This is a genomic window from Mycobacterium hainanense (genome assembly GCF_041890355.1).
Classification (GTDB): domain Bacteria; phylum Actinomycetota; class Actinomycetes; order Mycobacteriales; family Mycobacteriaceae; genus Mycobacterium; species Mycobacterium hainanense.
In genome coordinates this window covers 2,717,439-2,742,940 of record NZ_CP169059.1, presented here as the reverse complement: position 1 = coordinate 2,742,940, position 25,502 = coordinate 2,717,439, and the positions used below count along the sequence as shown (strand labels likewise).

Genomic DNA, 25,502 nt, shown 5'->3' with positions numbered 1-25,502 from the left:
CTGGTTGAGGCGGCGTCAACCCAGGCTGGTGGGTGCATCACCGGGGCGGCTCGTATCGATCTCGATCCGGTCACACGGCATGGGGCACCGCGGCTTTGGCCAGTGCACGTTTGACAATGCGGGACATGAGCCTGACGCGGGAGCCCGGCAATGGCGCGTGAAATATCGCGCCAGACGTTTCTGCGGGGAGCCGCCGGAGCGTTGGTTGCTGGCACGGTACTCGGGCCGGCCCGCGCCACCGCCGCGCCGAATCCGACCGGCTGGGAGGGCCTGTCCACCGCCATCGGCGGGCAGGTGCTGTTACCGGACAACGGCGCTTTCGGCTCGGCCAAGCAGGTGTTCAACACCAACTACAACGGCTCGACGCCAGCCGCTATCGTCACCCCGACGTCTCCGGCGGACGTGCAGAAGGCCATGGCGTTCGCCGCAGCCCACAATTTGAAGGTCGCTCCGCGCAGCGGGGGGCATTCGTACATCGGGGCGTCCACGGCGAATGGTGTCATGGTGCTCGACTTGCGTCAGCTGCCCGGGGGAGTCAACTACGACGCCGCCACCGGGCAGGTGACGGTGACTCCCGCGACGAGCCTGTATGCGATGCACCAGACGCTGGCCGGCGCCGGCCGGGGCATCCCCACGGGCACGTGCCCGTCGGTCGGCGCCTCAGGCCACACCCTGGGCGGGGGGTTGGGCGCCAACTCCCGGCACGCGGGCCTGCTGTGCGACCAGCTGGTGTCGGCGTCGGTGGTGCTGCCCGGCGGCCAGGCGGTGACCGCGTCCAACGCGAGCAACCCCGACCTGTTTTGGGCGTTGCGCGGTGGCGGCGGCGGCAACTTCGGCGTGACGACGTCGCTGACCTTCGCGACGTTTCCGACCACCGATCTCGACGTGGTCAACCTCAACTTCCCGGCGGAGGCGTTTGCGCAGGTGTTGGTCGGCTGGCAGAACTGGCTGCGCACCGCCGACCGGAACAGCTGGGCGTTGGCGGACGCCACCGTCGACCCGATGGGAACCCATTGCCGCATCATGGCGACGTGCCCGGTCGGTTCCGGCGCCGCGGTCGGGGCCAACATCACCAAAATCGTTGGCCTGCAACCGACGGGGACCGAGAACCACACGTTCAACTACCTGGACCTGGTGCGGTACCTGGCCGTCGGGAACCTCAACCCGGCACCGTTGGGGTACGTCGGTGGATCCGACGTGCTGCCCGTCGTCGACGCGGCCACTGCGCAGGGAATCGCCCAGGCCGTCAACGCCTTTCCCCGTGGAGCCGGGCGCATGTTGGCCATCATGCACGCGCTTGACGGCGCCCTCGCCGATGTGGCGCCGGGGGCGACCGCCTTCCCGTGGCGCCGGCAGTATGCGCTGGTCCAGTGGTACGTCGAGACCGGCGACGCGGCGGCGGCGACGAACTGGCTCAACACCGCGCACCAAGCGGTGCAACCGCACTCGGTCGGTGGATACGTGAACTACATCGAGGCGAATCAACAGCCATCGCGGTATTTCAGCTCGAACCTGTCCAAGCTGGCCGCCGTGCGGCAGAAGTACGATCCTGGCCGAATCATGTTCTCGGGGCTCAACTTTTAGTGCATGGCGGGCCGGCTCGGTCCGCGCGGAGTTGTGCGGCCGCGGCGAGCCGCGCGGCCCCATGTATGCCTGCCGCTCGAGCGACCGAACGTCAAGGCCGGCTGGGGATGTAGTCGGCGAGTTCGTCGAGTAAGGCGTGATTCAACCCGAATGCCAATTTGACCTCGTCGACGACGCGGCCGATGTCGCGCGTGCTCGGGCGGAGCGCGTCAAGGCGGGCGCGATAGGAGTCTTTGTACGGCTTGGGCCGCACGGGGAATTCGTAGAATGCGAGCCCGATGCCGCGAAGATCAAACGTGCGATCGAGGGCATTGTGGATGACCCGGCCCCCGGAGAGGTCCCCGAGATAGCGCGTGTAGTGATGGGCCACCAGCGAGCCACCCCAGGTCAGCGTTTCGATCCGCTCGCGGTATGCCGTCACCGCAGGGGAGTCGACCTCGCGCGTGCCGTCGGTGCGCCAGTGCATCAGATCGGCGTCGATGGCCGGAAGGCGCTCCAACGCCGGGTCGTACACGGCGGCGACCAGGGGGTCAGTGCGGCGGGCCCGGATGGCGTCCTCGAGGGCGGCGTACACCCCACGTAGCCGAAGCAGGTATTCCGAATAGCCGCGAGCGGTCACCCGGCCGGCCAACAGTTCGGAAATGAAGGGGCTCTGCTCGGCGGCGACGTGTTCTGCCGCCGAGCCTTCCTTCATCGCGATCGACAAACGGCCGCGTATGGGACTGTCGATCGGGCGCATGTCCCGCTCAGATTACATTGGCGATCGCCGGCGAGATGGTGATCGAGGGAACCGTACCGCGCCGAGCACCCTCACCCGCTGGCCCCGGACACCGGTCGTTCGCGGACGCGACGCGGCGCGCGCGGAACTCGAAAAACACAACACACTTTCGACGGAGCTAGCCCGACGCGCTCAGGATCTTGATCGCGAAGACCAGCGAGTCGCCCGGCCGGATGCCGGCGCTGGGCTGACCGTTCGGGTAGCCGTCCGCCGAGGTCATCGCGACGGCGACCGTGGACCCCACCTTCTGTCCCGCAATGGCCTTCTGGAAGCCGGGCACAACGCCGTTGAGCGGGAAGTCGATGGAGGTGCCGCGTTGATAGCTGCTGTCGAACACCGACCCGTCGCGTCCATTGACGCCCATGTAGCAGACGGAGACCGTGGCCGTGGGCGGGACCACCGGTCCATCTCCGCTGTGCAGCGTATGCACCTGGGTCTGGGTCACGGCGAACGGTGCGGTCACGTCCACGCGCGGCGCCGTCGTATCGGTGGATCCGGTGACCGCGACGCTGCCGGTGGTCCCGGTCAGCGTCCAGTCGGGCGTTCCGCCGCTTTGCGGTGGCGCCGTCGGGCATGAGCCGGCCGCCGCCGCGTTGCCCGGCGTGACGATCGCCAGCACGGTCGCGGCGACGCAGACCGCGACGGAGGAATTCACCAGGGAGGACTTCACCGCCGTGACGCTACAGACCCCTTAACCGTCGGTTAGCGAGTGGCCCGAATTCGGGCCGCCGGGCAAAGAACTGATCGCAAGACAGGCAGGCACGGATGCCGGTGCCAAAGCTGATACGAACTACACCGAGCCCGGTATCCACACTTTCGTTATTCTTCATCCGTGCTGCTTTGAGCCCCGCGAACCCTGGCGCCCAGCAGAAAGGGATGAATCGCATGCCCTCACCCCCCTGGCTTGCCGCACTGAGCATTCCCCTGATGGCTGGGGCTGCCCTCGTGACCAGCACCGCCATTGCGACTGCGAACACCCCCCAAGACGACGCCTACCTCGCGCAGCTGCGCGCCGTAGGACTCAGTTGGCCTCCGCAGACGGAGGAGGCGCTGATCGGGGAAGCCCACCTGATTTGTTACGACCTCACGTGGGGTTGGACGCCACAACAGATCGCCGACGACGTGCACGCCCATTTGAACGCGCGGGGAGTCACCCTGTTGGACGTCGGAACCATGGTGGATGCGGCCCACTCCATCTATTGCCCAGGCAACGTGTGCGACGCCCCATCCCTGTGCACGTGACTCTACGCACCCCTGGCCCAATTTCTTCCGCGGCCCGGTGCCCTCTTCCGAAATCCACTGCGTCGCTGCGAATTCGGCACTTGCCGCACAGTAGGGGTGGCGCCCTAGGTGTTCAGCTCACGACCGATCGCTTGAGCGAGGCAGCGAGTGGACGAGTAATCCTCAGAGTATCGTTCACCGTTCATGGTTGACTCCGCTTGTTGGGCCGTAGGCGGCCGCGATGGCGGGGGAGTCCAGCCACCCCGAGTACATCGGCCGTGCGGGCCAGCCTTCGGGCGAATCGAGCCAGTCCTCTTGGCGGCCCCACGGCAGGATGTCGATGAGGCCGAATGTGTGGCTCAGTTGCTCGGTTCCTCGGCCGTTGGTATGCCAGGTGCGGTAGACGGTCTCGCCGTCGCGCAGGAACACGTTGACGCCGAACCCGCCGCCGGGGGGCGCGTCCATGTCGGCCGCGAACGGGCTCTGGGACGACGAATACCAGTCCATGCGGTTGCCGACCTTGCGCTTGTAGGCGAGCGCCTCGTCGATCGGTCCGTTGGTCACGATGACGAACCGGGCGTCGTAGTTGCCCAGGAATTCCAGGCGGGTGAATTGCGATGTGAAACCTGTGCACCCGCTGCACTGCCACTCCGCGCCGTCGGACCACATGTGGTGGTAGACGATCAACTGCGAGCGGCCGTCGAACACCTCCGCCAGGCGGATGGGCCCGTCGGCGCCCATTAGGGTGTAGTCAGGCAACTCGACCATCGGCAACCGGCGGCGTTGGGCGGCGATCGCATCCAACTCGCGGGTGGCGGCCTTCTCCCGTTTGCGCAGTTCGTCCAGCGCCGCGCGCCACGTTGGGTGATCGACGACGGGCGGCAGGGCCGTGTATGCGGACATGGGATCCACCTTTGCTCGAAATTCGTTGGTCCGACAGGTCTGACTGGTCGAGCGCGCAAAATTCATCGCCGCACGTGGCGGAGTTCGGCCCACCCGCTCCGTCCGTTATCCGGGTCGGCCCGCATTCCGCGCCAAATTGGCTGTCGCCGAACGTAATTGATCGGCGGACTGCAGCGGTTCCGGAAATCCGACGCGGGTGTAGGCCACCCCCCGTGGCGTGTGCACCCGCAGGTCCATCCCGTATCGGTCGATATCGGTACACACCGCGGCGTCGGCGTCCGGATAGCCGCCGAACGCGCGGGCCATCGCGGTCAGGGCATCGCTGTGGTCGGCGTTGAGGTGCGCCAGGGCCCTGGGCGCGGCCGGCGCGACCGGATCCGGCGAGGCGGCCGCGTATTCGTCGCCTGTGGCCGAGTCCATCCGACCGTATCCACCCACCCAGCGCACCCTGTGCACGTTCAGCACCCAGAGGGTGAAGTCGGTGAAGTCGACGTAATGACGGGCTTCGGGCAGTGCGTCGAGGTACGCGGCCCGCGCCCGGTCCCGCTCGTCGGCCAGTGGGTGATCGACCATGCCCGCCAACGTGATCCGCGCGCCCGCCAGCGGGTCAGGCTCGGTGGCGCCCGCAACGATGGAAAGGCTCGCCCGCGGGTCGGCGGCCAGGTTGCGACCATGCTCGGCCAGGTTGGACACGCACAGCACCGGGGCCCCGCCCAGCAATCCATACGCGACCAGCGAGGCCCAGGGGTCGCCGTCGGGGGTCAAGGAGGCCAGCGTGGCGGTGTTCGTGGCCGCCGCAATGGTGCGGGCCTGTTCCGCGGCGGATGGGCGCGTGGAATTGGCCGGTGGCCGGAGCGGCGGTGGCGCGGAGGGCGCGCCGCCGGGGTCGCCATGGTCGCGCAGTGACACGCCCGCGAGGCTACCCGCCGACGCGTGGGCGAATCAGTCGATGGGCCGCCAACCGCCGACGACGGCGTCGCGATACCAGCCCAATCGATTGCGGACCTGGACCCCGAGGCGGTTCTGGGCGTTGACTCGGCTGTCGATGACGTGGCCGTCGTCGACATAGATGACGACGTGCGAGGCGCGGCTCGCATTTCCATTGGGGTGCAGATAGATCAGATCGCCGGGCCGGAAAGGACCTTCTTGGGGGATGCGGCGGCCCATCGGCCCTGCGGTGCCGTCGGCCTGCTCGTGGACGTCGCCGCCGAACTTGATGCCCAGACCGTAGTTGTAGACCCAGGCGGTGAAATTCGAACAGTCCAGACCGCGTCCGGGATCCCAGGCGGTCAGCCCCTGTTGGCCGTCGGGGTCGGGATTCTCTCCGAGCGCGCCGGCATAGGTCGAAGTCGGCGGCTGCCAGCCGGGGATGTGATGGTGGCGGTATTGCAGGCCGAGCGGGTTGCCGGGGGAGTAGACGTAGCGCATGGCCACGGCGAGGATGCGTTCCTGTCTCCAGGTGGTGGCATCGCAATGCGCGCCTTGCGGGATGTCCGGCGGTGGCAGGGCGACGGACCCCGGGCCCCATCCCCGGTTGAGGTAATGCCCCTCGGCATCCGTGCGGTACCAGTCGCCCGGGGGATCCTGGGTTTGCGGCAGCTCGTCGCGACTGGCGAAATCCGCTGTCAGAGCAGCCCGGTCGCATGAGAACGGGTAGGAAAACTCACCGTCGTCGGCGCGAGATCGTCCGTCCGCCAAAGGATTAGCGAGCGCTGGAACCGCGATGCAGAGCACGAACAGCAGCGCCCGGGCGTACCTCACGCAGTCACGCTACAACAGCGCAGCCGGGAAGTTTTCCCTTCCGGCGTGCGTGGCAGCGCGTTACCGACCGAAGCGATCCGGCTTGCGGCCATAGCGGGTATTGACCTTCAACCCCGGCGTCGTTCGATAATGCACTTATCACGAGAGGAGGCCCACGATGAGGACGGTCTTTCGCCATCTTGTGGTCATCGCCATGATGACGTTCGCGTCGATGGCGGCCGTGACGATCGCGACGCCTGCCGTGAGTTCGGCCGACTGCGCGGACGGTGAATGGTGGGACCCGACGGGTAAGGTCTGCCGGCCCCTGGGGGTCGGGCCACAACCGCTGGCATGCGACCCCGGCCAGTGGTGGGACCCGACGGCTAACGTGTGCAGGCCACTCGGGGTCGGGCCACAACCGCTCGCCTGCGACAACGGGTGGTGGTGGGATCCTGGCGCCAACGAATGCCGCCCACCGGTGGTACCGCCCGCCGGCTAGCGCCGCCCTCGCGCCTTTTGCAACGAACGCGGGTATGCGGCGGGTAATTTTTGCGGCATGGACGACGCCGTTGTTGTGCGGGTCAAGCCGGGCAGTCGCAAGGGACCCCTGGTGGAGGTGGGTCCCAACGGTGAGCTCACGATTTTCGTCCGTGAGCCGGCCGTTGGCGGCAAGGCAAACGACGCGGTCGTTCGGCTGCTGGCGGCCCATCTTGAATTGCACAGGAGCCGGGTCGAATTGGTTTCCGGAACGACCTCGCGACTCAAACGCTTCCGCGTGAATCCCTGAGGCCGTTCGGCCGCGCGTCACATATCGCTGTCCTGTCCCGTCTAGCCACCAGAGAGTTAGGACGGAACGTCGGGAGGACGGCACGATGAATCGCTTGAGTAGGCCTGCGGGGGTATACCTGATCGCGGTGACGGCGGCCGTGGGGTCGGTCGTGGCCGGGATCGGGATCTGGTGCCTCGTCGATCCGACGTCCTTCGCGGATTCCGTTGGTTTTGCTCCGCACCGCCACTTCTTGCATGACGTGGGTGCGTTCCAGCTGGGCCTGGGCGTCACACTGCTACTCGCGCTGGTCTGGGCGGACGCCCTGGCGACGGCGCTCGCCGGATTTCTCGTGGCGAACACCGTGCACACGGTCAACCACGTCGTCGACCTCGACGTCGGTGGTTCCGCCACGCAAGCGTGGGTGCTGGGCGGGGCGTCGGTCGCCCTGGTCGCGGCGTTCGTGCTGAGGTTGCGCCAACTCGGCTACGTGCTGGGCTCCGTGGGCACGGCAACCAGTCCGAGGCTGGCGCCTTTTGTGCGCCAAAAGACGATCAGCCTCACCACCTTTCGCAAGGACGGTAGGCCGGGGTCCAGCCCCGTCAGCATTGTGGTGGACGGGGATCGCGCTTACTTTCGCAGTTTCGAACGGGCGGTCAAAGTGCACCGCATTCGCCGTAACCCGAGTGTCGAATTCGGCCCGGCGACTGCGTCGGGCACGCCGACGGGATCCGCACTGCCTGGCCACGTGCGTCTGCTGGAAGGGGCCGAATACCGGCGGGCGGCACGTCTGCTCCGGCGGAAATATCCGTTCCTGCATGGCGTGCTGGTGCCCTCGGCGCACCGACTGATGCGGTCCAAGTTCGGCCGAACGATCCACGCAGAGTTGACTCCGATTTCCGATCCCGCTGCCGGCCAATGAGTTCGAGTGTCACCCTGAGCACGGCTCAGCGGGAAACCTCTTAGCGCCGCAGGGACCTGCCGGGGGCGGCGTCCGATGTCCGCGGGTCCGCCTCTGTCACAGGCGTAAACGTGTGGCAGGCAACTGGACTCCGTGCGCCGGTCATACCAAATTCGATCGTTGCGGATTGTGTCGGTCCTGAGGCTTGGCGTGGTCGCGGGAATGTTCACCGCAATTCCTGTCGGCGTGACCAGGCACTGGCGTGCGCAACTGTTGCTCCTGATCGGTTGCCTTGCGATCGCCGTGCACGCCGCGGCCAGGGTATTCCGGGTCGGCAAGCAACCCGAGACGCTACCCGCTCAATTCGGGCTGGTCATAGTCGACGTGGTGGTGATTCGGGACGTCCGCGGGCGTAACGCCACGGCGAAAAATTGCGCGGAATCTCGCCGTGTGAGCCGAACTCACAGCCCGATGTAGACCGCCTTGGTGTTGAAGTAGGCCTCGATACCCTTGCGGCCCCGCTCGCCGCCCCAACCCGACTGCTTGTGTCCGCTGATCGGCATCGACGGGTCGGCCGCGAGCGCGGAGTTCACCCAAATCTGGCCCGCGCGAAGCTCGTTCACCATGCGGTGTGCGCGTGACAGGTTTTCGGTCCAGATGGAACCGGCCAGCCCGTAATGCGTGTCGTTGGCGGCGGCGATGACCTCGTCCTCGTCGTCGAACGGGATCACCGAGCCAACCGGGCCGAAAATCTCCTCCTTGATGAGCCGCATGTCGGGCGTGGTGTTGGTGACGATCGTGGCCTCGTAGAAGTAGCCCTTGCGGTCTATCGGCTTGCCGCCGGTGATCACCCGCGCGCCGGCGGCCACGCCGTCGTTGACGATGCCCTCCACGCGTTTGCGTTGCTTGTCGCTGATCAAAGGTCCCAGCACCGAATCCGGGTCGTCGCTGCCGCCCATCGGCAGCATCTGCGCGAACCCGGCGAGGCCCTCGACCACCTTGTCGTAGATGCCGCGCTGTACGTAGATGCGCGAGGTGCACGAGCAGTTCTGCCCCGAGCCGGCCAGCAGGCCCATGCCCGCACCCAGGATCGCTTTGTCCAGGTTGGCGTCGTCGAACATGATCAGCGGCGACTTTCCGCCCAGCTCGAGGGTGAGCCGCTTGAGGTTGCCCGCCGCCGCTTTGACGATCAGGCGCCCGACCTCCGTCGACCCGGTGAACGAGATCTTGTCGACGTCCGGGTGGGCGGTCAGTGCGGCGCCGGTGGTCTCGCCGTAGCCGGTGATGACATTCAGCACGCCGTCGGGCAGGCCCGCCTCGCGGAAGATCTCTTCCAGCTTCAGCGCGGTCAGGGGCGTCTCCTCGGCAGGCTTGAGCACCGCGCTGCAACCCGCGGCCAGGGCGGGCGCCACCTTGAGCATCGCGACGAAGAAGGGCCCGTTCCACGGGATGATCAGGCCGACGACGCCGACCGGTTCCAGCTGCGTGAAGGTGTGGTAGGTCTCCCAGGTGCCCAGCAAGCCGTCGGAGACCAGGTTGGCGGACTCGCCGTGGATCTTGCCGACCCAGCCGGCGTAGTACTTCAGCATCTCGACCGATACTGGGATGATGTGGCCGGCGGCCGTCAGGTTCATGCCGTTGTCCTGGGACTCGAGCGCGGCCAGCTCGTCTTTGCGTTCCTCGATGATGCGCGCCGCCCGGAACAGCACATTCGCCCGGTGTGACGCGGGCGCCTTGCGCCACACCCCCGATTCAAAGGTCTCGCGGGCGCGGGCAACCGCCGCGTCGACGGTGGCCTGGTCAGAATCGGGAACCTCCGCGATCAGCTCCTCGGTGGACGGGTTGAAGACCGGAATCATGGTGCTCGTCAAGGTGGGCCCTTCGTCGCCAGAATGCATCGTTGCGCGTCGGAGGTTACGCGCGTAACTGATGGGTGTCCAGTATCGGGGTGGGGCCTCTCGGTAGGACTTAGGCCGACTGGCGGACGATCAACGTCGCAATGTCGCCAGCGGGCGGGCTCGGCGCGTCGGTGACGCCCAATTCCGTCAGCACGGCGGCCAGCGCCACTTCGGCGATCGCCGCGCGGTCGAACTCCACAGTCGTCAGCGCGGGAACGCTGAAGGGGGACAACGGCGTTGCGTCCACGCCGATGACCGCGAGATCCTCGGGGCAACGCAGCCCGGCTCGTCGGATCCCGTCGAGCACCATAAAGGCCACGTCGTCGCTCTGCGCGCAGACCGCGGTTACGCCCGCCGCGTGCAGGTCGCGGGCGACCGCGGCGCTGTCGTCTGGCTTTGGCGCCGCGACAGCGACGTCGGGCAGCCCGTGCTGGCGCGCCGCGCGCCGGACGCCGTCGATCCAGTAATCGCCAAGGGCCTTCCAGCGGCGATCGCCCGAGTACGCGAACGCCAAATTGCGGTGACCCCGCGCGACGAGATGATCGACGCGCATCTGTCCGACCGAATACTGCGGATTCCCCAGCCCCGGTAGCGTGTGGACACAGATGTGGGGGATGGCAGCGGCCCGTATCGCACGAGACGCCTTGCGGCCCAGGGGAAATAAACTTGTCACCGCGATCGGCTGAAGTAGGTTGATGGCGTCGGCGACAGTATCGTCGTGCGCGGTCTCGAAGAGCTGAACCTGCATGATGCCGCGTCGAGTCAGTTCTGTGGTCATGTGTGTGCCCACCTGCATGGGCATCTCACCGCCGGCCAGCCGCGGCACGATGTACAAGATCACGCCGCTCTTCCCGCGGGCCAGGTTGCGAGCTGCAAGATTAGGGCGGTATCCCAGTTCGGCGGCCGCATTGTGAACCGCGGCACGGGTCTGGGCCGAGATGGTGCGTCCGGCAGAGTTATTGAGGACGTAGCTGACCGTCGCCGTCGAGACGTTCGCCATCCGCGCGACGTCGGCCTTGGTGGGCCTGCCCTTCACGCTCAGATCGACCTCCCGCGCAGCCTGCGACCACTAGATCCGGGTCACTTTACTTGCAGTAGGCCGCGGCTGAGGGCGGACCGCGGTGGCCGTGCCCGGCGGACGGTGGCCGGTAGCCCGAGACGTTCTGCCCGCGAACGTCAATGCGAGTTACAGCTCCAGCTCCGCGACTCAGCGCGACGGTTTCCCTTTGCCGGTGAATTGCTTGACGAGCAGTTCGAGACGTTCCGCGGCGTGGCCGGGGCGCAGTCGTCCGGTACGGGTGAGGGTGACGAGTCCGTGCAGCGCAGCCCACAACACTTCCGTGAGCGAGTCCGCATCCTGTTCGTCGGCGACCAGGCGCACCGATTCCCGTAGTTCGGCGAAGCCTGCGGTCAGCTCCGGGGGAGTCTCGTGGTCGGCGAAGCGCAAGGCGGTCGCGCGGGTGAACATGGCGTCGTATACCGCCGGGTTGTCGCGGGCGAAGTCGAGGTATGCCTGCGCAATTCGGGTGAGAACGTCGCGAGGCGCGCCGGCGCCCGACCGGGCGGCCCGAATCGCGTCGGCGAGCTCGCCGAACCCGTCCACGGCGACGGCGTCGGCGATTTGTTCCATGCCGGCGAAGTGCTTGTACAGCACCGGCTGGCTGTACTCGATTTCGGTCGACAGTCGACGAGTGGTGACGGCATCCCACCCCTCGGCTTCGGCCAACCTGCGAGCCGTTGTCACGATCAGCGCCCTCCGGGCGGCCCGCTCCCGCTGGCGGCGATCCTCAAAAGCCATACCTTATGGTAGCACGACTAGAAAATCTAGCGGCGCTATTGACATGCGATGCGGCGAGGGTTAGCGTTGCTAGCAGTCGTCGCGGAGGGAGTTAAGGCATGTTCCAGCTCAGGATCTACACCCTGCGATCACCGGGTGCGCTGCAGCGCTACGCAACGGTCCACTGGGCCCGCCATCTGGCGACGTTCCAGACATTCGGGGTCCGCACCCACGGTGTGTGGACCGAGCGGAGCGGTACCGCTAACCGGCTCGTCGCGCTGATCCGCTACCCAGCGGGCACCGACCCCGAGCAGCTCGCGCAACGCATCATGAGCAGCCCGGAATTCGTCGCCGACATGGCCGGCTTCGACGTCGGTGAAATCGTCGACGTCGAGACGAAATTGCTTGATGCAACGAGATTTTCACCAATCCACTAGAAGGGGTACTCGACATGACTGTCACCATCATCGGCTATACGCTCGCCGGACTGCTCGCCGCAGCCATCGTCTTCATCGGGGCGCGCTTTCTGCTCGCACCGCGGGTCGCCGCCGCCGGTTACGGGGTCCTGCCCGATCTCGACCAGCCGGGCGCGGGCGCCTACTTGAGCGTCAAGGGTATTCGCGACATTGCGATGGGGCTGATCGTCAGCATCCTGATGGTGGCGGGCGCGACCCATCTGGTTGGCTGGGTTATGTTGGCGGCCACCATCATTCCCTGCGCCGATGCGGCCATTGTGTTGCGCAATGGCGGCTCCAAGTCGATCGCCTGGGGTATTCACGGCGGCACCGCCGCCGTCATGCTCGTTACGACCGCGCTCTTGCTCGTTTCCTAGAAGCTCACCACATCGAACAAGGACGGAACCCCGATGAGAGCCGAGCTGTTGTCACACCCGGGGAGCGCCGGGTATCGGGCCGCGACCAATCCGCACAACGCAACGGTGGTACAGCGCCCGGCGGCGGTGGCTCACCCGCGCAGCGCCGAAGAGGCCGCCCAGGCCGTGCAGTGGGCCGCAGAGCGCAATTTCGGGGTCGCGGTCCAGGCCAGTGGGCACGGGGCGGGCGCGCCGATCGAGCCCGACCGGTTGTTGGTGGACACCTCCGGGTTGAACGCGGTGCGCGTGGATGCGCAAGCCCGGGTGGCCAGAGTCGGTGCCGGCGCAACCTGGGCAGCAGTCAACGCGATTGCCGAACGCGACGGGCTGTTCGGACTGGCCGGCACCTCGCCCACGGTGGCCGTCGCCGGTTACACGTTCGGGGGAGGAGTCGGGTTTTTGACCCGCCCGTACGGGATGGCCAGTTCGGCGCTGCTGGCCGTCGACTATGTCGACGGCAACGGGCGGATCCGACGGGCGGCGGAGGACGCACCTGACGCTGTCGATCGCGAGGCGCTGTGGGCGTTTCGCGGTGGGGGCGGAGTCGGCGTGGCCACTGCGTTGACGGTCGAACTTGTTGCACCCCAAGATCCGTGGGCTGGCTACCGCCTGTGGGGCATTGACGCGCTTGGACCGGTCGCCGATGCCTGGGTCAGCGCCATGAGCCAGATCGGTGATGCACTCTCGACCAGCCTCAGCGTGCTGCGCACCCCGGCGGGTGCACCGGCGTTCCCTCCTGCGCTGCAAGGCGTTCCGGTCGTGCATCTGGCGTTCGCCTCACCGCAGGGCCACGACGCGGCCGCGCCACTCCTGCGGGCTCTAGAAGGGGCGCCGGCGCCCGCAGTGGACAGCCGCTGGGCGCGCGCCGATGCGGCCCGGCTTGCCCAAATCCACCTCGATCCGCCCAATCCGGTTCCGGCGCTTGGAATCGGGCGGTGGCTGGGACCTCGCGCAGTGGACGTCGCCACCGATGCGCTGACCACCGCGGCCGCAGCCGATTCTCCGGTAGCGGTGGTCGAGTTACGGAATCTGGGCAACGACGCGCCCACTCGCGAGGGAGCGATGACCGCGGTGCCCGGACCCTTCCTGCTGCACGCGGTCGGTCTCGCTACCGACGACGCCTCAGGCTCTCGCACCGAGCACGGGTTGGCACAGGTTCGCGCCACCGCGATGCCGGCGGACATCGGTCTTGCCGCAGCGTCATTCGCTGACGGCCGTGCCGCGGTCGCTGATGGGCTGGACCAGTCGGGGTTGCAGCGTCTGATCCGGATTCACAGCGCCGTGGACCCCGATCGGCGACTGGTACCGTCGCGACTGCTCGCTGGCGCGAATGATGTGCGACAGCGCCGGTGAGACAAAGTAAGTTTCGCCATCGTTCAGCACACGCCCGCGTGACGGGGAGCCCCTGAGCCGTGCGGCGTTACCCCGCTGCGACACCCAGCGGTGGTCCTACCGTGACTGCCGGGACGCATCCGGTCGCTGTAACCGCGGTGAATGCGAGGATCGCCGCAACGACGACCTTCGTGACTAGACGTGACATGACGGCCTCCGCTCATCCGACCCCCTGTCAGGACTATAAGTCGACCAACCCACTATTTCAATCAGTGTTGAAATATATGCCGGTTCCGAGCATAGTTTCTATGCGGCTTCGATGGATCGCAGACGAGCGCTGAGGTGAAGGGATCTCGACGCCGTCCGAAGTAGTAGTGGTAGGACGGCCGTTCCTCTCGCAGTCGACTCTCGCAGGTGCTCCGGCGATCGAGTCCGGCAACTCTAAGACACCGCAATCAGGACTGCGCTACAGCCAACTGGACTGAGAATGGAGAGCCGGAAAGTACTGCGCTGCAGCGAAACTCGGAGTCAATGCCACAAGGTCTCTGCCGAATCGGTGGGGCAGGCGCGTGCCAGGGTGGCCATCTCGGCGCCGAACTCCTGGTTAACCCGGGCCAGTGCTTTCGCCGACGGTGGCAGTTCCGATTTCAGCGGGTCTTGCCTGCCTATGTCGTCGTTCATCTGGTTGGCGTCGTTCATGAATTCACGGGCCAACGCCGCCGCTCGCTGCGCGTGGGCCGAGAGGCCAGGCTTGGTTACCTCGTCGGCTCGCCGCTGCAGGCCATCGAGCCAGGCCTGATAGTCGGCGGTAGTGGGCACCGAGCTTTGTTCGTAGGAGCCCGGCGGTGCAAACCGCGTCTTGGCCTTCAACGAGTCCTGGATGTCGCGGTTGAATTCGATGAATTGCCGCACACTCCGACACGGTTGCGCCCGCTCATCGATGCGCCACGCGACGAACAGACCCGCGGCGGACGCGGCCACGCACCATACCGTCAGCAACCATCGGGCGGTCCTGCGTGTACGAAGACTGTTCGCGGCCACGCGATCAACCTAATCGACGATCGGGCCCATTACAGCACCCAGCAGTCGGCGCCCATCACGCGTGGGGGCAGAAAATTCCCAGGATCTGTTGGCAGTTGTCGCGGTTGATGAGCGCCGGCGGCGGTGGGGGCGGAGGTGCCGGCGGGTTGTCGCCGTCCCAAATGTTTTGGGCGACATTGCCCTGCCCGAAGTAGACGTAGTAGTAGGTGTGGCAGATGTTGTTGTCCCAAATGACCGGATTGGTGACGTGGTTACCCGTCGGCGGCAAGGGTTCGCCTGGACACCAGCGGTGCGGCCCGCCATCGGCATTGGCGGTGCCCGCGCCGAGCCCAAGACCCGCGACTCCCAATCCGCCGGCCACCAGGGCGGTGGTCGCCAACTGCGCGATCCGTCGCATCATGCTTTTCCTATTCCGTCGGGCGGCCCCCTGGTGGGGCGCTCTGGAGTCGAAGTCAACTGTGCGCCCACCGCTACCAATCCCAAACTTGGTCGGGGGTAGCTGGGCCGGCTGCGCGACTTGGCGCGCGGGAGGCCGGCGTCGTCACTGCCGGTAACCGGGCGTCGTCGGCCGAGCATGACGGACGCGAGGCACGACTCCGTGCTGTGACCGTTAAGGATAGTTACCGCAATCGTGATATTCGCGCTCTTATCATCGACTTTGGGAAAATCCCGACGCTTTCGACCTCACGCCGATCGGCGTCCGCGAGCCTGGGGGCTTTTATGACCATCGCAATCGCTGCGCACGAGCCAGTCAAGAAACCCGCGTCTGACGCGCACGACGACGTGATTTCGGCGGTCGCAAGGATGAACGCTCTGCCCTGGCTAGGGGACACCGTTCCCGCAGAAATGAGGTTGCGCTGGCGCCCCACAGAAGAAGAAGTCGTGCGCGCGGCTATCACAGTCATTTTGGTAGCCCTCGTGGCGGTGATCAGCGTCGCCGCGGGCGCGATCTTGACCATGGGCTAGTAGCGGGTAACGGACGCAAAGGTCGGGGGCAATCGTCAACGTCAGTTCCGGCATAACCTGGTGCTCACCAGCATCGCCCCCACAGAACTCGCCGACGCCACTTCCTTGTCGCTGATGTTCCCGTCGACCATCCGCACTGAACTCGTCATCTCCGTCCGTGGTGATGTGGCCGGCGCCCAGCACCTGGAAGCAAGCAGCGGGTTAACCTCTGACACGGCGGATAACGTGGCCCGCGCGATCCTCAGCCTCATTCGCAGCAGTGCCGAACGGGCCGATCGCGTTCCCGTAGAGGCCGGCCGAACCTTGACGTCATGACCTGGACGACGGAGCAGCTTCGCGGATTTGAGGGTGCCCCCGAACTCGAGATTGCCGTCCGCCGCGACGACGGGACACTCGGTCCTTGGACACCGATCTGGGTGGTACGCAACGCCAATGACGTGTATGTCCGTTCGTGGTACCGCCGAGACACCGGATGGTTCGGCCTGATCGTGCGGACGAAGCGAGCACGGGTCCGCGTCCCGGGCGTGGAAGTCGACGTGCGTGTCGAGGACGTCGGCGCTGGGCCGCCCATCCTGAGAGCTCAGGTTGACGACGCCTACCGCGACAAGTACGGAAGTCATCCAGCTAGATCCATGGTCTGCGACCAAGCCGCGGCGACGACTCTTCGCTTGCTGCCCACGTGATGCTCATACAGCCGCCTGGGTAAGTGCTTAGTCGTAGAGCACGGCATTTCCATTGCGTCTGAGTTCTTCTAGGCCGGCGCGGAACTTCTGCAGGTATTCAGGAGAATGCCCGACCCAGTCGGTGATCTCGCCGACGATCTTCACGGGGTTTCGGCTGCGGTAAGAGTGCGTGGGGTTGCCGGGAAACTTCTTGTCAGTCACGTTCGGGTCATCCTCGACGTGGTCCTGCGGCTCCACGATGTAGACGCGACACCGGCCGTCCCCGGCAGCCATCTCCGCCGCCAGGACTGCACCGTCGAGCACCTTGGTCATATAGACGTGGTTCGCGACGTGTCCCGGCCGATAATTCGACGGGTATCCGGGCATCAGAAAATCCCCGACCCGAAGATCAGCCTTGGTGCCGTGGAAGTACGCCCCGGACTCATGCGCTATGAACCGTTCCGGTGTGTCCGCCATCTCCGTCATCAACAACCTCCCGTCGAGTGAGTTGCGGAGCGATTCTGCACCCCGGTGGGGGCCTTGCCGCAAGACCCCCTCTCCGCCATAAGATGAGAATGGATACACGCGCAGCAATCCGTGGTGCGGCACAGCGCGTGACGCCAGAACCAGAGGACCGTTCATCCGAGGAGCGGTGTGCGCCGTGCTGTCAAGGCGTCGAGCCGAGCCTGCATGGCTGGCCGGGCGCGCTCAGCGAAGACATCTGGGGACTCCTCCGCACCGGCAATCATTTCGGGCATCACCGCGGTGATGCGTTTGGTGGGCAGTGGTAGGTAAGGCAGCAGCCCGACCACGCCGAAGTCTCCTCAGTCATGCCGAAATCCGTTGAACTCCAACGTGCGACGCGATTGCCCGCAGACTCCTTGGCGGTACCGGAAGGATCTCACGTGGGGTCGACGGCGTCGGGTGCAATGGGGGTGGGCCAGTCGACGGGCGATTCGCGCAGTGACGAGATGTCGGGCAGCGGCTTGCGGCACAACGTGCTGGCTTGCTTGGGCGTCATGCCGAGCGTCCTCAGGAGGCGTTCGGTGACCGCGTCGACGGTGGCGTCGGTGTCACGTTCGGGACGCTCACGCAGCAGCGTGGTCAGGCCGATGAACATGCCCCCGGCGATGGCCAAGCCCAGTTCGGGATCGCCGATCGTGAACCGGCCCTGGTCGATCGCTGCGGCGATGTCGCGTAGCGCCCGCGGAGACAGTCCGCGGTCGGACAGGATGAGCGAGTCTGCGTGCGCCAGCAGCAGCGCGGCCTCCAGAGGGCGGTAGCGGAACAGTCGCCCGCTCAGGCGATAGTTGGCGGCAAAGGCTTCGGCTGGGTCCGAGATCGACCCGGTGAAGCCGTCGAGCAGGGCGCCGAGATCATCGAGGGCGTCGGTCACGGCCGCGGCGAACAGCTCCTCCTTGCTCGAGAAGTGGTTGTAGAAGGACCCCATACCGACGTCGGCGGCCTGGGTGATCTCCAGGATGGGAACGCTGAGTTTACCTTGCGCGATAAACCCTTTCGCGGCCCGCACCAGGGCATTGCGGGTGCGCATCTTGCGCCGTTCCAGGCGGTTGACCGGCGTGTTCGACGACTCGGTGGCATCGCGCTCGAGCATATCCATGGTCCACAGGTTATCAGTTCGACTCATTTCTGAGGATATCGTCAGAATACTTGACTGAGCCTTTGTACGTATGTGACGATTTCGTCAGCTCGAAGTGGAGGAGGCAGGGCGTGGCACAGACAGTGACGCCGATGAGCGACGGGCACACGGGTCTGCACAGCGATCAGGGTGCGTTGCGCGGCGAGCATCCCGGCCGGTCGCCGGATCCGATCATTCGGGTGGCCGACATCGCCTGGCTGGAGTTCGACAAGCCCGACCTGGTCCGCGCGGAGGCGTTCGCCCGGGCCTTCGGGTTCGGCGTCGCCCTGCGTGATCCCCAGCAGCTGCATCTGCGCGGCACCAACGCCGGTTCGGCGTGCGTCGTGCTGCGTCGTGGGCCGCGCTCCCGTTTCGCCGGGCTCACCTTGCGCGCGGCCGACGAGGTCGACCTGCTGCGGCTAGCGGACAAAACCGGCGCCTCGCTGCAGCCGCTTCCGGAATCGATCGGCGGCGTGGCGGTGCATCTGACCGATCCCAGCGGCATGGCGGTCAAGGTCGTCGCCGGTCTTCACGAGTTGCCGGCCCTACCCGCTCAGGCCCCGCAGGTCTTCAACACCAGGCCCAATGACGCGCGGATCAATGCCACCGTGCGGCCGCCTCGCGTCCCCGCTCGCGTGCAACGCCTCGGTCACGTCGTGCTGCAGTCCACCACCTACCTGCGCACACTCAACTGGTATCTGGACACCTTCGGGATGATCGTCAGCGACTTTCTGTTCTTCCCCGGCCAGCGCGCCCGCGGGCCGGCAATGAGCTTCGTCCGCTGCGACCGCGGCACCACCCCCGCCGACCATCACACCCTCGCCCTGGCGCTCGGTCCGGCGAACCGCTACATCCACTCCGCCTACGAAGTCAGCGATCTCGATGCACTGGCAGCCGGTGGCGAGTATCTGCGTGAACGCGGCTACTACCGGTCCTGGGGTATCGGTCGCCACATCCAGGGCAGCCAGCTGTTCGACTACTGGCGCGACCCGGACGGCTTCCTCGTCGAACACTTCACCGACGGGGACATGTTCGACAACACCCTCGAACCTGGCTGGGCCCCGTTCACCGCATCCGGCCTGGCGCAGTGGGGGCCACCGGCGACCAAAGACTTCCTCGACACCGACCCCCGCGCGGCCCGTCATCAGGTGGCCTCGGTGCTCACCGCCCTGCGCGGGAACAACGAATTCGACCTCAACCGTCTTATCGGTTTACTGAAAGTAGCTATCTCGTGACCATTTCCGTCCTCCGCACCACCGACGGCTGGTGGGTGCAAAGCCCCACCGGCGCCGCCCGCATCGACACCAGCGCCGCCACCACAGCCGAACTCCTCGCCGACAGAGCCGCCATCGACGCGGCCGCCGCCACCGCAGGCACCGTCGCCCTCGACGAACTGCACCTGTTATCACCGGTGACCACTCCGTGCCGCGTCGTCGCCCAGATGACCAACTTCGAATCTCACGTCGTCGACGCCGGCATGGACCCAAAGACGGTGCCGCTGACCTTTTTTCGGAAGTCGTCGGCCTCCATCACCGGACCCTTCGGCGAGATCGTCCGGCCGCCACATGTGCAGCTGTTGGACTACGAGGTCGAAATCGGACTCGTGATCGGGCGCGACATCCCGGTGGGTACCGCCATCACCGACGCGAACCTGGCCGAGTACATCGCCGGTCTGACCATCACCAACGATGTGTCCGCTCGCGACATCCAACTCCCGCAAACGCAGTTCTACGAGGCGAAGTCGTACCCGACGTTCACCCCGGTGGGGCCGGCGCTGGTGCTCGTCGACCCGTCCGAGTTGGCCCGATTCGGAGACCTGCGGCTGCGGCTGAGCGTCAATGGTGAGGAACGCCAGAATTCGGTTGTCGACGGCGACATGCTCTACCGGCCGCTACAAGCGCTGCAATCGCTGACACGATTCCAGGACCTCGCGCCCGGCGATCTGATCCTCACCGGCACCCCGGCCGGCACCGCGCTGACCGCTCCGCCCAAGCCGATCGAGATCATCGGCAACCTGCTACCGCCGGCCGTCAAGTGGAAAGCTTTCTTCTCTCGTCAGGCGAAGAACCCGAAGTATTTGCGGCACGGCGACGTCGTCAAGGCCTCGATTGCTACCGACGACGGCGCCATCGATCTCGGTGCCCAACGGTTGGCGGTGCGTCACACATGAACACCCCCGATGGCGCGCCCACCGAGCACATCTCGGTGGCTATTGTGGGCGGCGGACCCACCGGTATTACCGCGGCGACCTTGCTCGCGCAGTACGGGGTGGACACCCTGGTGCTGGACCGGTGGCCGCAGGTCTATCCGCAGCCGCGCGCCGTGCACCTCGATGACGAGGTCTACCGCATCTTGGCCCGGCTCGGCATCGCCGAAGACTTCGCCGCGATCTCCCGTCCAGCCCGCGGTCTGCGTTTGGTGGACCGAAACCTGACGGTACTGGCCGAATTCCGGCGCGACACCCCCGTGACGCAGAACGGCTTTCCAGCGGCAAGCATGTTCGACCAACCCGAACTCGAGGAGTTGCTCCGCCGCAACCTCGCCGGTTATCCGCACGCCCGGTTCCGCGGTGACGTCGAGGTCCTCGGGGTTACCGCAAGCGCGGCGGCGGGTCCGCTACACCTTCGGATCCGCGACCGCATCACCAACCTCGAGTCGGTGATCAGCGCCGACTACGTGCTGGGCTGCGATGGTGCCAACAGCACGGTGCGCGGCGCCATCGGCGCGTCGATGCGCAACCTGAAATTCGACCAGCGCTGGCTGGTCGTTGACATCACCACCGCTGCCGACCTGCGGCAATGGGACGGCGTGCATCAGGTCTGCGACGGGGAGCGGGCGGGAACCTACATGCGGATCGGCCCCTCGAGGTACCGCTGGGAATTCGCGCTCCTCGATCACGAATCGGTCAACGACTACGCCACCCTGGCTACCCTGCGGCCGCTGATCGCACCGTGGACGCGTCACGTTGCCGACGCGGACCTGCACGTCATGCGGGCCGCCGAGTACACCTTCCGCGCTCAGATCGCCGACCGCTGGCGGCGCGGGAACATCTTCCTACTCGGCGACGCCGCCCACCTCACCCCGCCGTTCATCGGCCAGGGCATGGGTGCCGGACTGCGCGACGCGATGAACTTGGCGTGGAAGATCGCCGCCGTCCACCACCGAGATCTTGCTCCCAGCGTGCTCGACAGCTACGAAGGCGAACGACGGCCGCACGCCCGGGCCATGATCGCCCTGGCGCTCAACATCGGACGTGCCATGACCTTCGGCGGCCGACTCGGTGCGGCTGTGCGCAGCGTCGTGCTGCCCCGCGTGCACCTGGTGCCCGGGCTCCGGGCTAAGGTCACCGATTCGCAGACCCCGCCGCTACGATCCTCGGCGCTGGTCCAGCGCACACCGACGACCCGCCGTATCACCGGGCGGCTCTGCCCAAACGCATTGCTGGACAACGGCTTGCGGCTCGACGAGGCGTTGGGTTCAGGCTTCGGAGTGATCACCACCGTCGAGCTGACCCCGCCGCAGCAGGACATCTTGGCGGCACGCGGTGGCCGCGCGGTCCACGCCCCCGCAGGGTCGGAGTTGGCGCACTGGCTGAACCGCCATCACGTCAAGGCCGCAGTGATCCGACCCGACCGCACCGTGATGATCGCCGGCCGCAATCTCACCACTCTGTGCTGCGCCGTCCCACTGTTCCTGGTGGACCAGGCGTCGGAGTCCTCATCGCGTACCGGCCCGGACCACTACGAATAGGAATCATCCCGTGTTTCGTCGCCCCTCGGCTGTGCCGGTGTACAGGCCCGACATCTACACCCGCTCAGCCATTCTCGACCCCCACCCGCACTACCGTGCCCTACGCGATTTGGGGCCCGTCGTGTGGCTGGCCCGCCAACGCCTCTACGCCCTGCCGCGCTACGCCGCATGCAAGGCGACCTTGCGCGACGACGGCCTATTCCTGTCCGGGCACGGAGTAGCAGCCAACCCGCTGACCAACCGACTGTCGCGCGGCACCACCCTCAACAGCGACGGCGCCGACCATGACCGGCGCCGAAAGCTCCTGGCACACCGCATGTTGCCTCGTGCCCTGCGCGCGCTCGGCGACGGCGTCGACGCCCAAGCCCGCTCCATCGTCGAGGACGCCGTGCGGCGGGAACACGTGGACGCGGTCGCCGATCTCGCCACGGCCCTGCCGCTGGCTGTAGTGCCCGATCTGGTGGGGTGGCCGCGCGATCAACGGGCCCGCCTACTCGACTGGGGCGCGGCCACATTCGACATCCTCGGACCGGCGAACCTGCAGGCGCTCAGGGCGCTACCGCGCAGCCTACAAATGCTGCGCTTCGCCCGTCGCGTCGTACGCGACCGCAACGTGCTACCCGGCAGCATGGCCCACGAACTCCTGACTGCGGTCGACGAGGGCAAGCTCGCCGTCGAGGAAGTGCCGCCGCTGATGATCGATTACATCGCCCCGTCCCTGGACACCACCATCAGCGCCATCTCGAACGCCATCTACCTGTTTGCCCGACACCCCGACCAGTGGGAAATGCTCAAGAGCGATCCCTCATTGATCCCCAATGCGGTCAACGAAGTCATACGCTACGAATCCCCGCTCCGCGCGTTCACCCGAAAGGCATTGCACAGCACCGAGATCGAGGGCTTTCCCATCGCTGCTGGCGCCCGGCTGCTGGTCATTTACGCCTCTGCCAACCGTGACGAACGCGAGTGGGATGCTCCCGACGTCTTCGACATCCGCAAAGACGCCGGACGCCACGTCGGGTTCGGCAACGGCGCCCACGCCTGCGCCGGCCAAGCCCTCGCGCGGCTCGAGACCACCGCAATGCTCAAAGCCCTGACGGAAACCGTTGAGCGCATTGAGGTAGCCGCGGAGCCCACCTGGGCAATCAACAACATCATCCATCGCCACGAACACCTGCCGGTGCGGCTGATCGCGGCCTGACTCGGCGGCCGCGCCGCCCGCGCGGCCATTCCATCGTACGGGACGCTAGTACCCCGGTGTACTGGGATGCCAGGCGGGGGAGTGCCACTCATGCCTAACATGTCCGTGCCGCGGAGTCGTGATATAGCAAAATGATTCGTCCGGTGAAGCCGTCTGCTGCCGAACGCAATGGTCCTCGTGGATTAGCACCAGTACCGCCAACACTATTGCAAATTTGTGGCGGTGCCGGCGTGACCCGAATTTGGCATTTGTCCGCCGGGCGGCCGTTATTTCCGTGTGCCGGTAAGTGCGCGAGCCGACACCCACGGACCGCCGTACCAGTAGTTGAAGCCGAGGCCCCGGCACTCAAGGTTGGCGATCGCATCCCTGAGCACCTTTGCATAGTGGTCCGTATGCATGATGTCGACCAATACGAGTTGGCCACCGGGCTTGAGCACACGGACCATCTCGGCTACCGCTTGCTCGCGGCGACGAGCATCGGGGATGTTGTGTACCGCCAGCGCCGAGGTGACGACGTCGAAGGATTCGTTCGGAAACGGCAATTCGGTCATGTCGGCGGTGTGGAGCCGTATCCGGTCGGCAACCCCGCAGATGCGTGCGTTCGCCAATGTGCGTGCCGGATCGTTACCGGATTGGTCGATACTGCGCCACAGGTCGACACCTACAGCCGCCCCGCGCGGGAGCCGTTGGGCGGCGGCGATGAGTACTGCCCCGCTACCGCACCCAACGTCGAGAAGGTGCTCATCGCCGGTCAATTCGAGTCGGTCCAACTCGCGGCGCCAGACGACGTGTTTTCCGCGCAACGTGGTGTGCAGGTACAGCGCTGCTTGACCGAAGAACGCCGCTGCCGCTACAAGCCACCATCGACTGAACCAGCGAGCGAGCATCAGCAGCAGCGCACTGGCTAGACCATATCCTGCCGGCCAGTAGGGTGCTTCTATCCCATATCTTCGCGTGAACCCTACATCCATATCAGCTACCCTCATTCCGCATCTAGCTGCCAATTGCCTTGTGCTGGGCCCTGTTCGAGCCGCATTGAATTTTCCTGGCGCAGCCGGGCAAGCAAGGCCCCGGCGAACGCGTCACAGTCGGTGACGAATCCGACATGCCCTCCGGGTAGTTCGAGTGCATCGCGCCGGAGTAGGTGGCTCAGCCGCTGGCTGACCGAATAATTGGGATAGCCGCGGCATTCTCGGGCGAACGCGGGGATGATGCGCTCCGCCCATCGCTGCAGCGCGCCGGCGTCGAAATCAACCGAGGTGTATTGGCGAAGCTCGTGCTCGAACCAATAGATCGCGTTAGCCAGAAGGTGCGGTGCCCCCGAGCTCCTTGCCCGTTGCATGGCCGCATGATCGACGGGCGGGAAAGTGGATTCACGGAACCTTGTCAATGCGGGATCGACTCCCTGGCTTCGATAGAGGTCGTAGACGTGGTGAAAGAAGTCGATCCAGCGCTGGCCGTCAGGCTGAAGACGCATGGCGCAAGGCTCAAACGGCACGACGGTGTCGATGAGGTGGGGATGATCAAGTAAGAGGCGCAGCGCAACCACAGCTCCAGAACTGGTGCCAAAGACGTTGGCCGCCTTGCCACCACCAACGAGCTCGATCAGGTCTCGCGCATCGGCGGCATCAGTTTGCAGCCGCCGCGAGTAGTCCTGCGGACCGTCGAGCCGACTGCGAGAAAAACCGCGGCGATCGTAGATCACCACCATGTAGTGGGTGGACAACCTCTCCGCGAGTAACTCGAATACGGTCGCATCACCATTGGCACCCGGAATCAGCAATATCAAAGGCCCCGCGCCGTGCGTTTCGTAATAAAGCTGCGCCCCCGCCACATCCAATGTGCTCATACCGGTGTCGCTGAGTGGCCGTCGGCAACGAACGGGTGAGCGCGTAGCAGCGCCGCATGTTTGAACGTGACTTGGGTGCCCTCGGCGAGGAATCGTGCGATCGCCTCAAGCTGGTGTGCGTCGAACTCCGCCAACAGTGTCCTCAGGTCGTCACGAAGCGGCTCAAAAACATCGTGGACCTGCTGAACGCGCGCTTCGACAGGGTGCAGGATTTGTTTGCGTCGATCCAGCGGGTGCGGCTCCCGATGAACATAACCCGCGTTCTCTAACCGAGCCACCACCCCCGTCACCGCTCCAGTCGTCAGTCCCGTCACTGCGGCCAGTTCGCTTCCCGTCATCGCCGGCCGCTCGCGTAGGAGGTCGAGGCACTTTGTGTCAGTGGGGCCCAGACCGAGGTGCTCGGCGACCGCATGGTGGAAAAGAACTGCCGCTGTGCTGTATCGACGCGCAAGCGAGTCGAGCAGCACGTTAATGAGACTGACTCGGCTCTGCTTTGACGCCGACGCCATCGAGCACCCTCTCTCATCTCTCGGACCGATCGCTTAGATACTAAGCGATAAATCGAGCGATATGCAAGGCAAGGGAAGCAATGATCCGAACCACCCACAACCACGAACTCCGCA

The 25,502-nt window shown here is 66.0% G+C and carries 31 protein-coding genes; 15 read left to right on the top strand and 16 right to left on the bottom strand.

All coding sequences use genetic code 11. The annotated features are described in order from the left end of the window. Nucleotides 1-150: 150 nt before the first annotated feature. A complete protein-coding gene (locus ACEL92_RS12800; protein WP_374025899.1) occupies nt 151-1,584 on the top strand; it encodes an FAD-binding protein in 1,434 nt (477 codons plus the stop codon). 91 nt (nt 1,585-1,675) lie between these two features. Here ACEL92_RS12800 and ACEL92_RS12795 read toward each other — a convergent pair whose 3' ends face one another. Further along, on the bottom strand, nt 1,676-2,323 hold the full coding sequence (locus tag ACEL92_RS12795) for a heme oxygenase (biliverdin-producing) (protein ID WP_374025898.1): 648 nt from the start codon (nt 2,321-2,323) through the stop codon (nt 1,676-1,678). Nucleotides 2,324-2,480: 157 nt separating this feature from the next. Continuing rightward, nucleotides 2,481-3,020, bottom strand: a complete 540-nt coding sequence (locus ACEL92_RS12790) for an FKBP-type peptidyl-prolyl cis-trans isomerase (RefSeq protein ID WP_374026200.1) — start codon at nt 3,018-3,020, stop codon at nt 2,481-2,483. Between the two features lie 269 nt (nt 3,021-3,289). On the opposite strand from ACEL92_RS12790, the gene ACEL92_RS12785 reads away from it, so the two are divergent. Next, nucleotides 3,290-3,604, top strand: a complete 315-nt coding sequence (locus ACEL92_RS12785) for a DUF732 domain-containing protein (protein WP_073873549.1) — start codon at nt 3,290-3,292, stop codon at nt 3,602-3,604. A 174-nt stretch (nt 3,605-3,778) separates the two neighbouring features. On the opposite strand, the gene ACEL92_RS12780 is transcribed toward ACEL92_RS12785, so the two are convergent. From ACEL92_RS12780 to ACEL92_RS12770, 3 genes are all read right to left on the bottom strand, one after another. Beyond that, nucleotides 3,779-4,486, bottom strand: a complete 708-nt coding sequence (locus ACEL92_RS12780; RefSeq protein WP_374025897.1) for a DUF899 domain-containing protein — start codon at nt 4,484-4,486, stop codon at nt 3,779-3,781. 105 nt (nt 4,487-4,591) lie between these two features. Next, nucleotides 4,592-5,395, bottom strand: coding sequence for a HugZ family protein (locus ACEL92_RS12775; RefSeq protein WP_374025896.1), 804 nt, complete (start codon nt 5,393-5,395; stop codon nt 4,592-4,594). Between the two features lie 33 nt (nt 5,396-5,428). Then, entirely contained in the window at nt 5,429-6,247 is an 819-nt protein-coding gene (locus ACEL92_RS12770) for an NlpC/P60 family protein (RefSeq protein WP_374025895.1), read from the bottom strand. 157 nt (nt 6,248-6,404) lie between these two features. On the opposite strand from ACEL92_RS12770, the gene ACEL92_RS12765 reads away from it, so the two are divergent. The 3 genes from ACEL92_RS12765 to ACEL92_RS12755 all read left to right on the top strand — a co-directional run bounded on the left by ACEL92_RS12765 (nt 6,405) and on the right by ACEL92_RS12755 (nt 7,914). Beyond that, entirely contained in the window at nt 6,405-6,725 is a 321-nt protein-coding gene (locus ACEL92_RS12765) for a hypothetical protein (protein WP_374025894.1), read from the top strand. 57 nt (nt 6,726-6,782) lie between these two features. Beyond that, nucleotides 6,783-7,013, top strand: a complete 231-nt coding sequence (locus ACEL92_RS12760) for a DUF167 domain-containing protein (protein ID WP_374025893.1) — start codon at nt 6,783-6,785, stop codon at nt 7,011-7,013. A gap of 85 nt (nt 7,014-7,098) precedes the next feature. Then, on the top strand, nt 7,099-7,914 hold the full coding sequence (locus tag ACEL92_RS12755) for a PPOX class F420-dependent oxidoreductase (RefSeq protein ID WP_374025892.1): 816 nt from the start codon (nt 7,099-7,101) through the stop codon (nt 7,912-7,914). Between the two features lie 440 nt (nt 7,915-8,354). On the opposite strand, the gene ACEL92_RS12750 is transcribed toward ACEL92_RS12755, so the two are convergent. From ACEL92_RS12750 to ACEL92_RS12740, 3 genes are all read right to left on the bottom strand, one after another. Beyond that, nucleotides 8,355-9,791, bottom strand: a complete 1,437-nt coding sequence (locus ACEL92_RS12750; protein ID WP_374025891.1) for an aldehyde dehydrogenase family protein — start codon at nt 9,789-9,791, stop codon at nt 8,355-8,357. 70 nt (nt 9,792-9,861) lie between these two features. Next, nucleotides 9,862-10,791, bottom strand: coding sequence for a LacI family DNA-binding transcriptional regulator (locus ACEL92_RS12745; RefSeq protein ID WP_374026198.1), 930 nt, complete (start codon nt 10,789-10,791; stop codon nt 9,862-9,864). A gap of 207 nt (nt 10,792-10,998) precedes the next feature. After that, on the bottom strand, nt 10,999-11,589 hold the full coding sequence (locus ACEL92_RS12740; RefSeq protein ID WP_374025890.1) for a TetR/AcrR family transcriptional regulator: 591 nt from the start codon (nt 11,587-11,589) through the stop codon (nt 10,999-11,001). 98 nt (nt 11,590-11,687) lie between these two features. Here ACEL92_RS12740 and ACEL92_RS12735 point away from each other — a divergent pair, with 98 nt between their 5' ends. Genes ACEL92_RS12735 through ACEL92_RS12725 form a run of 3 tightly spaced genes read left to right on the top strand, consistent with a single transcriptional unit; the run spans nt 11,688 to nt 13,792 of the window. Next, complete coding sequence (locus ACEL92_RS12735) at nt 11,688-12,005, top strand: NIPSNAP family protein (protein ID WP_374025889.1); 318 nt, start codon at nt 11,688-11,690, stop codon at nt 12,003-12,005. A 14-nt stretch (nt 12,006-12,019) separates the two neighbouring features. Next, on the top strand, nt 12,020-12,400 hold the full coding sequence (locus ACEL92_RS12730) for a DUF4267 domain-containing protein (RefSeq protein ID WP_374025888.1): 381 nt from the start codon (nt 12,020-12,022) through the stop codon (nt 12,398-12,400). Nucleotides 12,401-12,433: 33 nt separating this feature from the next. Continuing rightward, nucleotides 12,434-13,792 (top strand): FAD-binding oxidoreductase, encoded by a 1,359-nt coding sequence (locus ACEL92_RS12725; protein WP_374025887.1) that lies wholly within the window; start codon nt 12,434-12,436, stop codon nt 13,790-13,792. Nucleotides 13,793-14,299: 507 nt separating this feature from the next. Here ACEL92_RS12725 and ACEL92_RS12720 read toward each other — a convergent pair. Further along, the gene (locus ACEL92_RS12720) at nt 14,300-14,752 is read right to left on the bottom strand and encodes a hypothetical protein (RefSeq protein WP_374025886.1); all 453 of its coding nucleotides are present in this window, start codon (nt 14,750-14,752) and stop codon (nt 14,300-14,302) included. 115 nt (nt 14,753-14,867) lie between these two features. Further along, a complete protein-coding gene (locus ACEL92_RS12715; RefSeq protein ID WP_374025885.1) occupies nt 14,868-15,212 on the bottom strand; it encodes a hypothetical protein in 345 nt (114 codons plus the stop codon). Between the two features lie 203 nt (nt 15,213-15,415). On the opposite strand from ACEL92_RS12715, the gene ACEL92_RS12710 reads away from it, so the two are divergent. The 3 genes from ACEL92_RS12710 to ACEL92_RS12700 are packed head-to-tail and all read left to right on the top strand — an operon-like array spanning nt 15,416 to nt 16,461. Next, on the top strand, nt 15,416-15,778 hold the full coding sequence (locus ACEL92_RS12710; protein WP_374025884.1) for a hypothetical protein: 363 nt from the start codon (nt 15,416-15,418) through the stop codon (nt 15,776-15,778). A gap of 60 nt (nt 15,779-15,838) precedes the next feature. Next, a complete protein-coding gene (locus tag ACEL92_RS12705; protein ID WP_374025883.1) occupies nt 15,839-16,093 on the top strand; it encodes a hypothetical protein in 255 nt (84 codons plus the stop codon). Further along, on the top strand, nt 16,090-16,461 hold the full coding sequence (locus ACEL92_RS12700) for a DUF2255 family protein (protein WP_374025882.1): 372 nt from the start codon (nt 16,090-16,092) through the stop codon (nt 16,459-16,461). The genes ACEL92_RS12705 and ACEL92_RS12700 overlap by 4 nt, the downstream gene beginning before the upstream one ends. A gap of 27 nt (nt 16,462-16,488) precedes the next feature. Here ACEL92_RS12700 and arr read toward each other — a convergent pair whose 3' ends face one another. The 3 genes from arr to ACEL92_RS12685 form a co-directional block, all read right to left on the bottom strand. Beyond that, nucleotides 16,489-16,926, bottom strand: a complete 438-nt coding sequence (gene arr / locus ACEL92_RS12695; protein ID WP_374025881.1) for an NAD(+)--rifampin ADP-ribosyltransferase — start codon at nt 16,924-16,926, stop codon at nt 16,489-16,491. 152 nt (nt 16,927-17,078) lie between these two features. After that, nucleotides 17,079-17,252, bottom strand: a complete 174-nt coding sequence (locus tag ACEL92_RS12690; RefSeq protein WP_374025880.1) for a hypothetical protein — start codon at nt 17,250-17,252, stop codon at nt 17,079-17,081. Between the two features lie 89 nt (nt 17,253-17,341). Next, on the bottom strand, nt 17,342-18,061 hold the full coding sequence (locus tag ACEL92_RS12685; protein WP_374025879.1) for a TetR/AcrR family transcriptional regulator: 720 nt from the start codon (nt 18,059-18,061) through the stop codon (nt 17,342-17,344). Between the two features lie 131 nt (nt 18,062-18,192). Between ACEL92_RS12685 and ACEL92_RS12680 the strand changes: the two genes are divergently transcribed. From ACEL92_RS12680 to ACEL92_RS12665, 4 genes are read left to right on the top strand one after another with little or no spacing between them, the layout of a single operon-like run. Continuing rightward, nucleotides 18,193-19,314 (top strand): VOC family protein, encoded by a 1,122-nt coding sequence (locus tag ACEL92_RS12680; protein ID WP_374026196.1) that lies wholly within the window; start codon nt 18,193-18,195, stop codon nt 19,312-19,314. Further along, on the top strand, nt 19,311-20,249 hold the full coding sequence (locus tag ACEL92_RS12675) for a fumarylacetoacetate hydrolase family protein (protein ID WP_374025878.1): 939 nt from the start codon (nt 19,311-19,313) through the stop codon (nt 20,247-20,249). The genes ACEL92_RS12680 and ACEL92_RS12675 overlap by 4 nt, the downstream gene beginning before the upstream one ends. Then, a complete protein-coding gene (locus ACEL92_RS12670) occupies nt 20,246-21,829 on the top strand; it encodes a bifunctional 3-(3-hydroxy-phenyl)propionate/3-hydroxycinnamic acid hydroxylase (protein WP_374025877.1) in 1,584 nt (527 codons plus the stop codon). The genes ACEL92_RS12675 and ACEL92_RS12670 overlap by 4 nt, the downstream gene beginning before the upstream one ends. Before the next feature lie 37 nt (nt 21,830-21,866). Beyond that, nucleotides 21,867-23,030: a cytochrome P450 gene (locus ACEL92_RS12665; RefSeq protein WP_374025876.1), complete on the top strand. Its 1,164-nt coding sequence runs from the start codon at nt 21,867-21,869 to the stop codon at nt 23,028-23,030. Nucleotides 23,031-23,296: 266 nt separating this feature from the next. Here the strand turns inward: ACEL92_RS12665 and ACEL92_RS12660 are convergent, their stop codons facing one another. The 3 genes from ACEL92_RS12660 to ACEL92_RS12650 form a co-directional block, all read right to left on the bottom strand. After that, the gene (locus ACEL92_RS12660; RefSeq protein WP_374025875.1) at nt 23,297-23,917 is read right to left on the bottom strand and encodes a class I SAM-dependent methyltransferase; all 621 of its coding nucleotides are present in this window, start codon (nt 23,915-23,917) and stop codon (nt 23,297-23,299) included. Between the two features lie 95 nt (nt 23,918-24,012). Continuing rightward, nucleotides 24,013-24,879, bottom strand: a complete 867-nt coding sequence (locus ACEL92_RS12655) for an alpha/beta fold hydrolase (RefSeq protein ID WP_374025874.1) — start codon at nt 24,877-24,879, stop codon at nt 24,013-24,015. Beyond that, nucleotides 24,876-25,346 (bottom strand): MarR family winged helix-turn-helix transcriptional regulator, encoded by a 471-nt coding sequence (locus tag ACEL92_RS12650; RefSeq protein ID WP_374025873.1) that lies wholly within the window; start codon nt 25,344-25,346, stop codon nt 24,876-24,878. Before ACEL92_RS12650 ends, ACEL92_RS12655 begins: the two co-directional genes overlap by 4 nt. Nucleotides 25,347-25,502 lie beyond the last annotated feature (156 nt).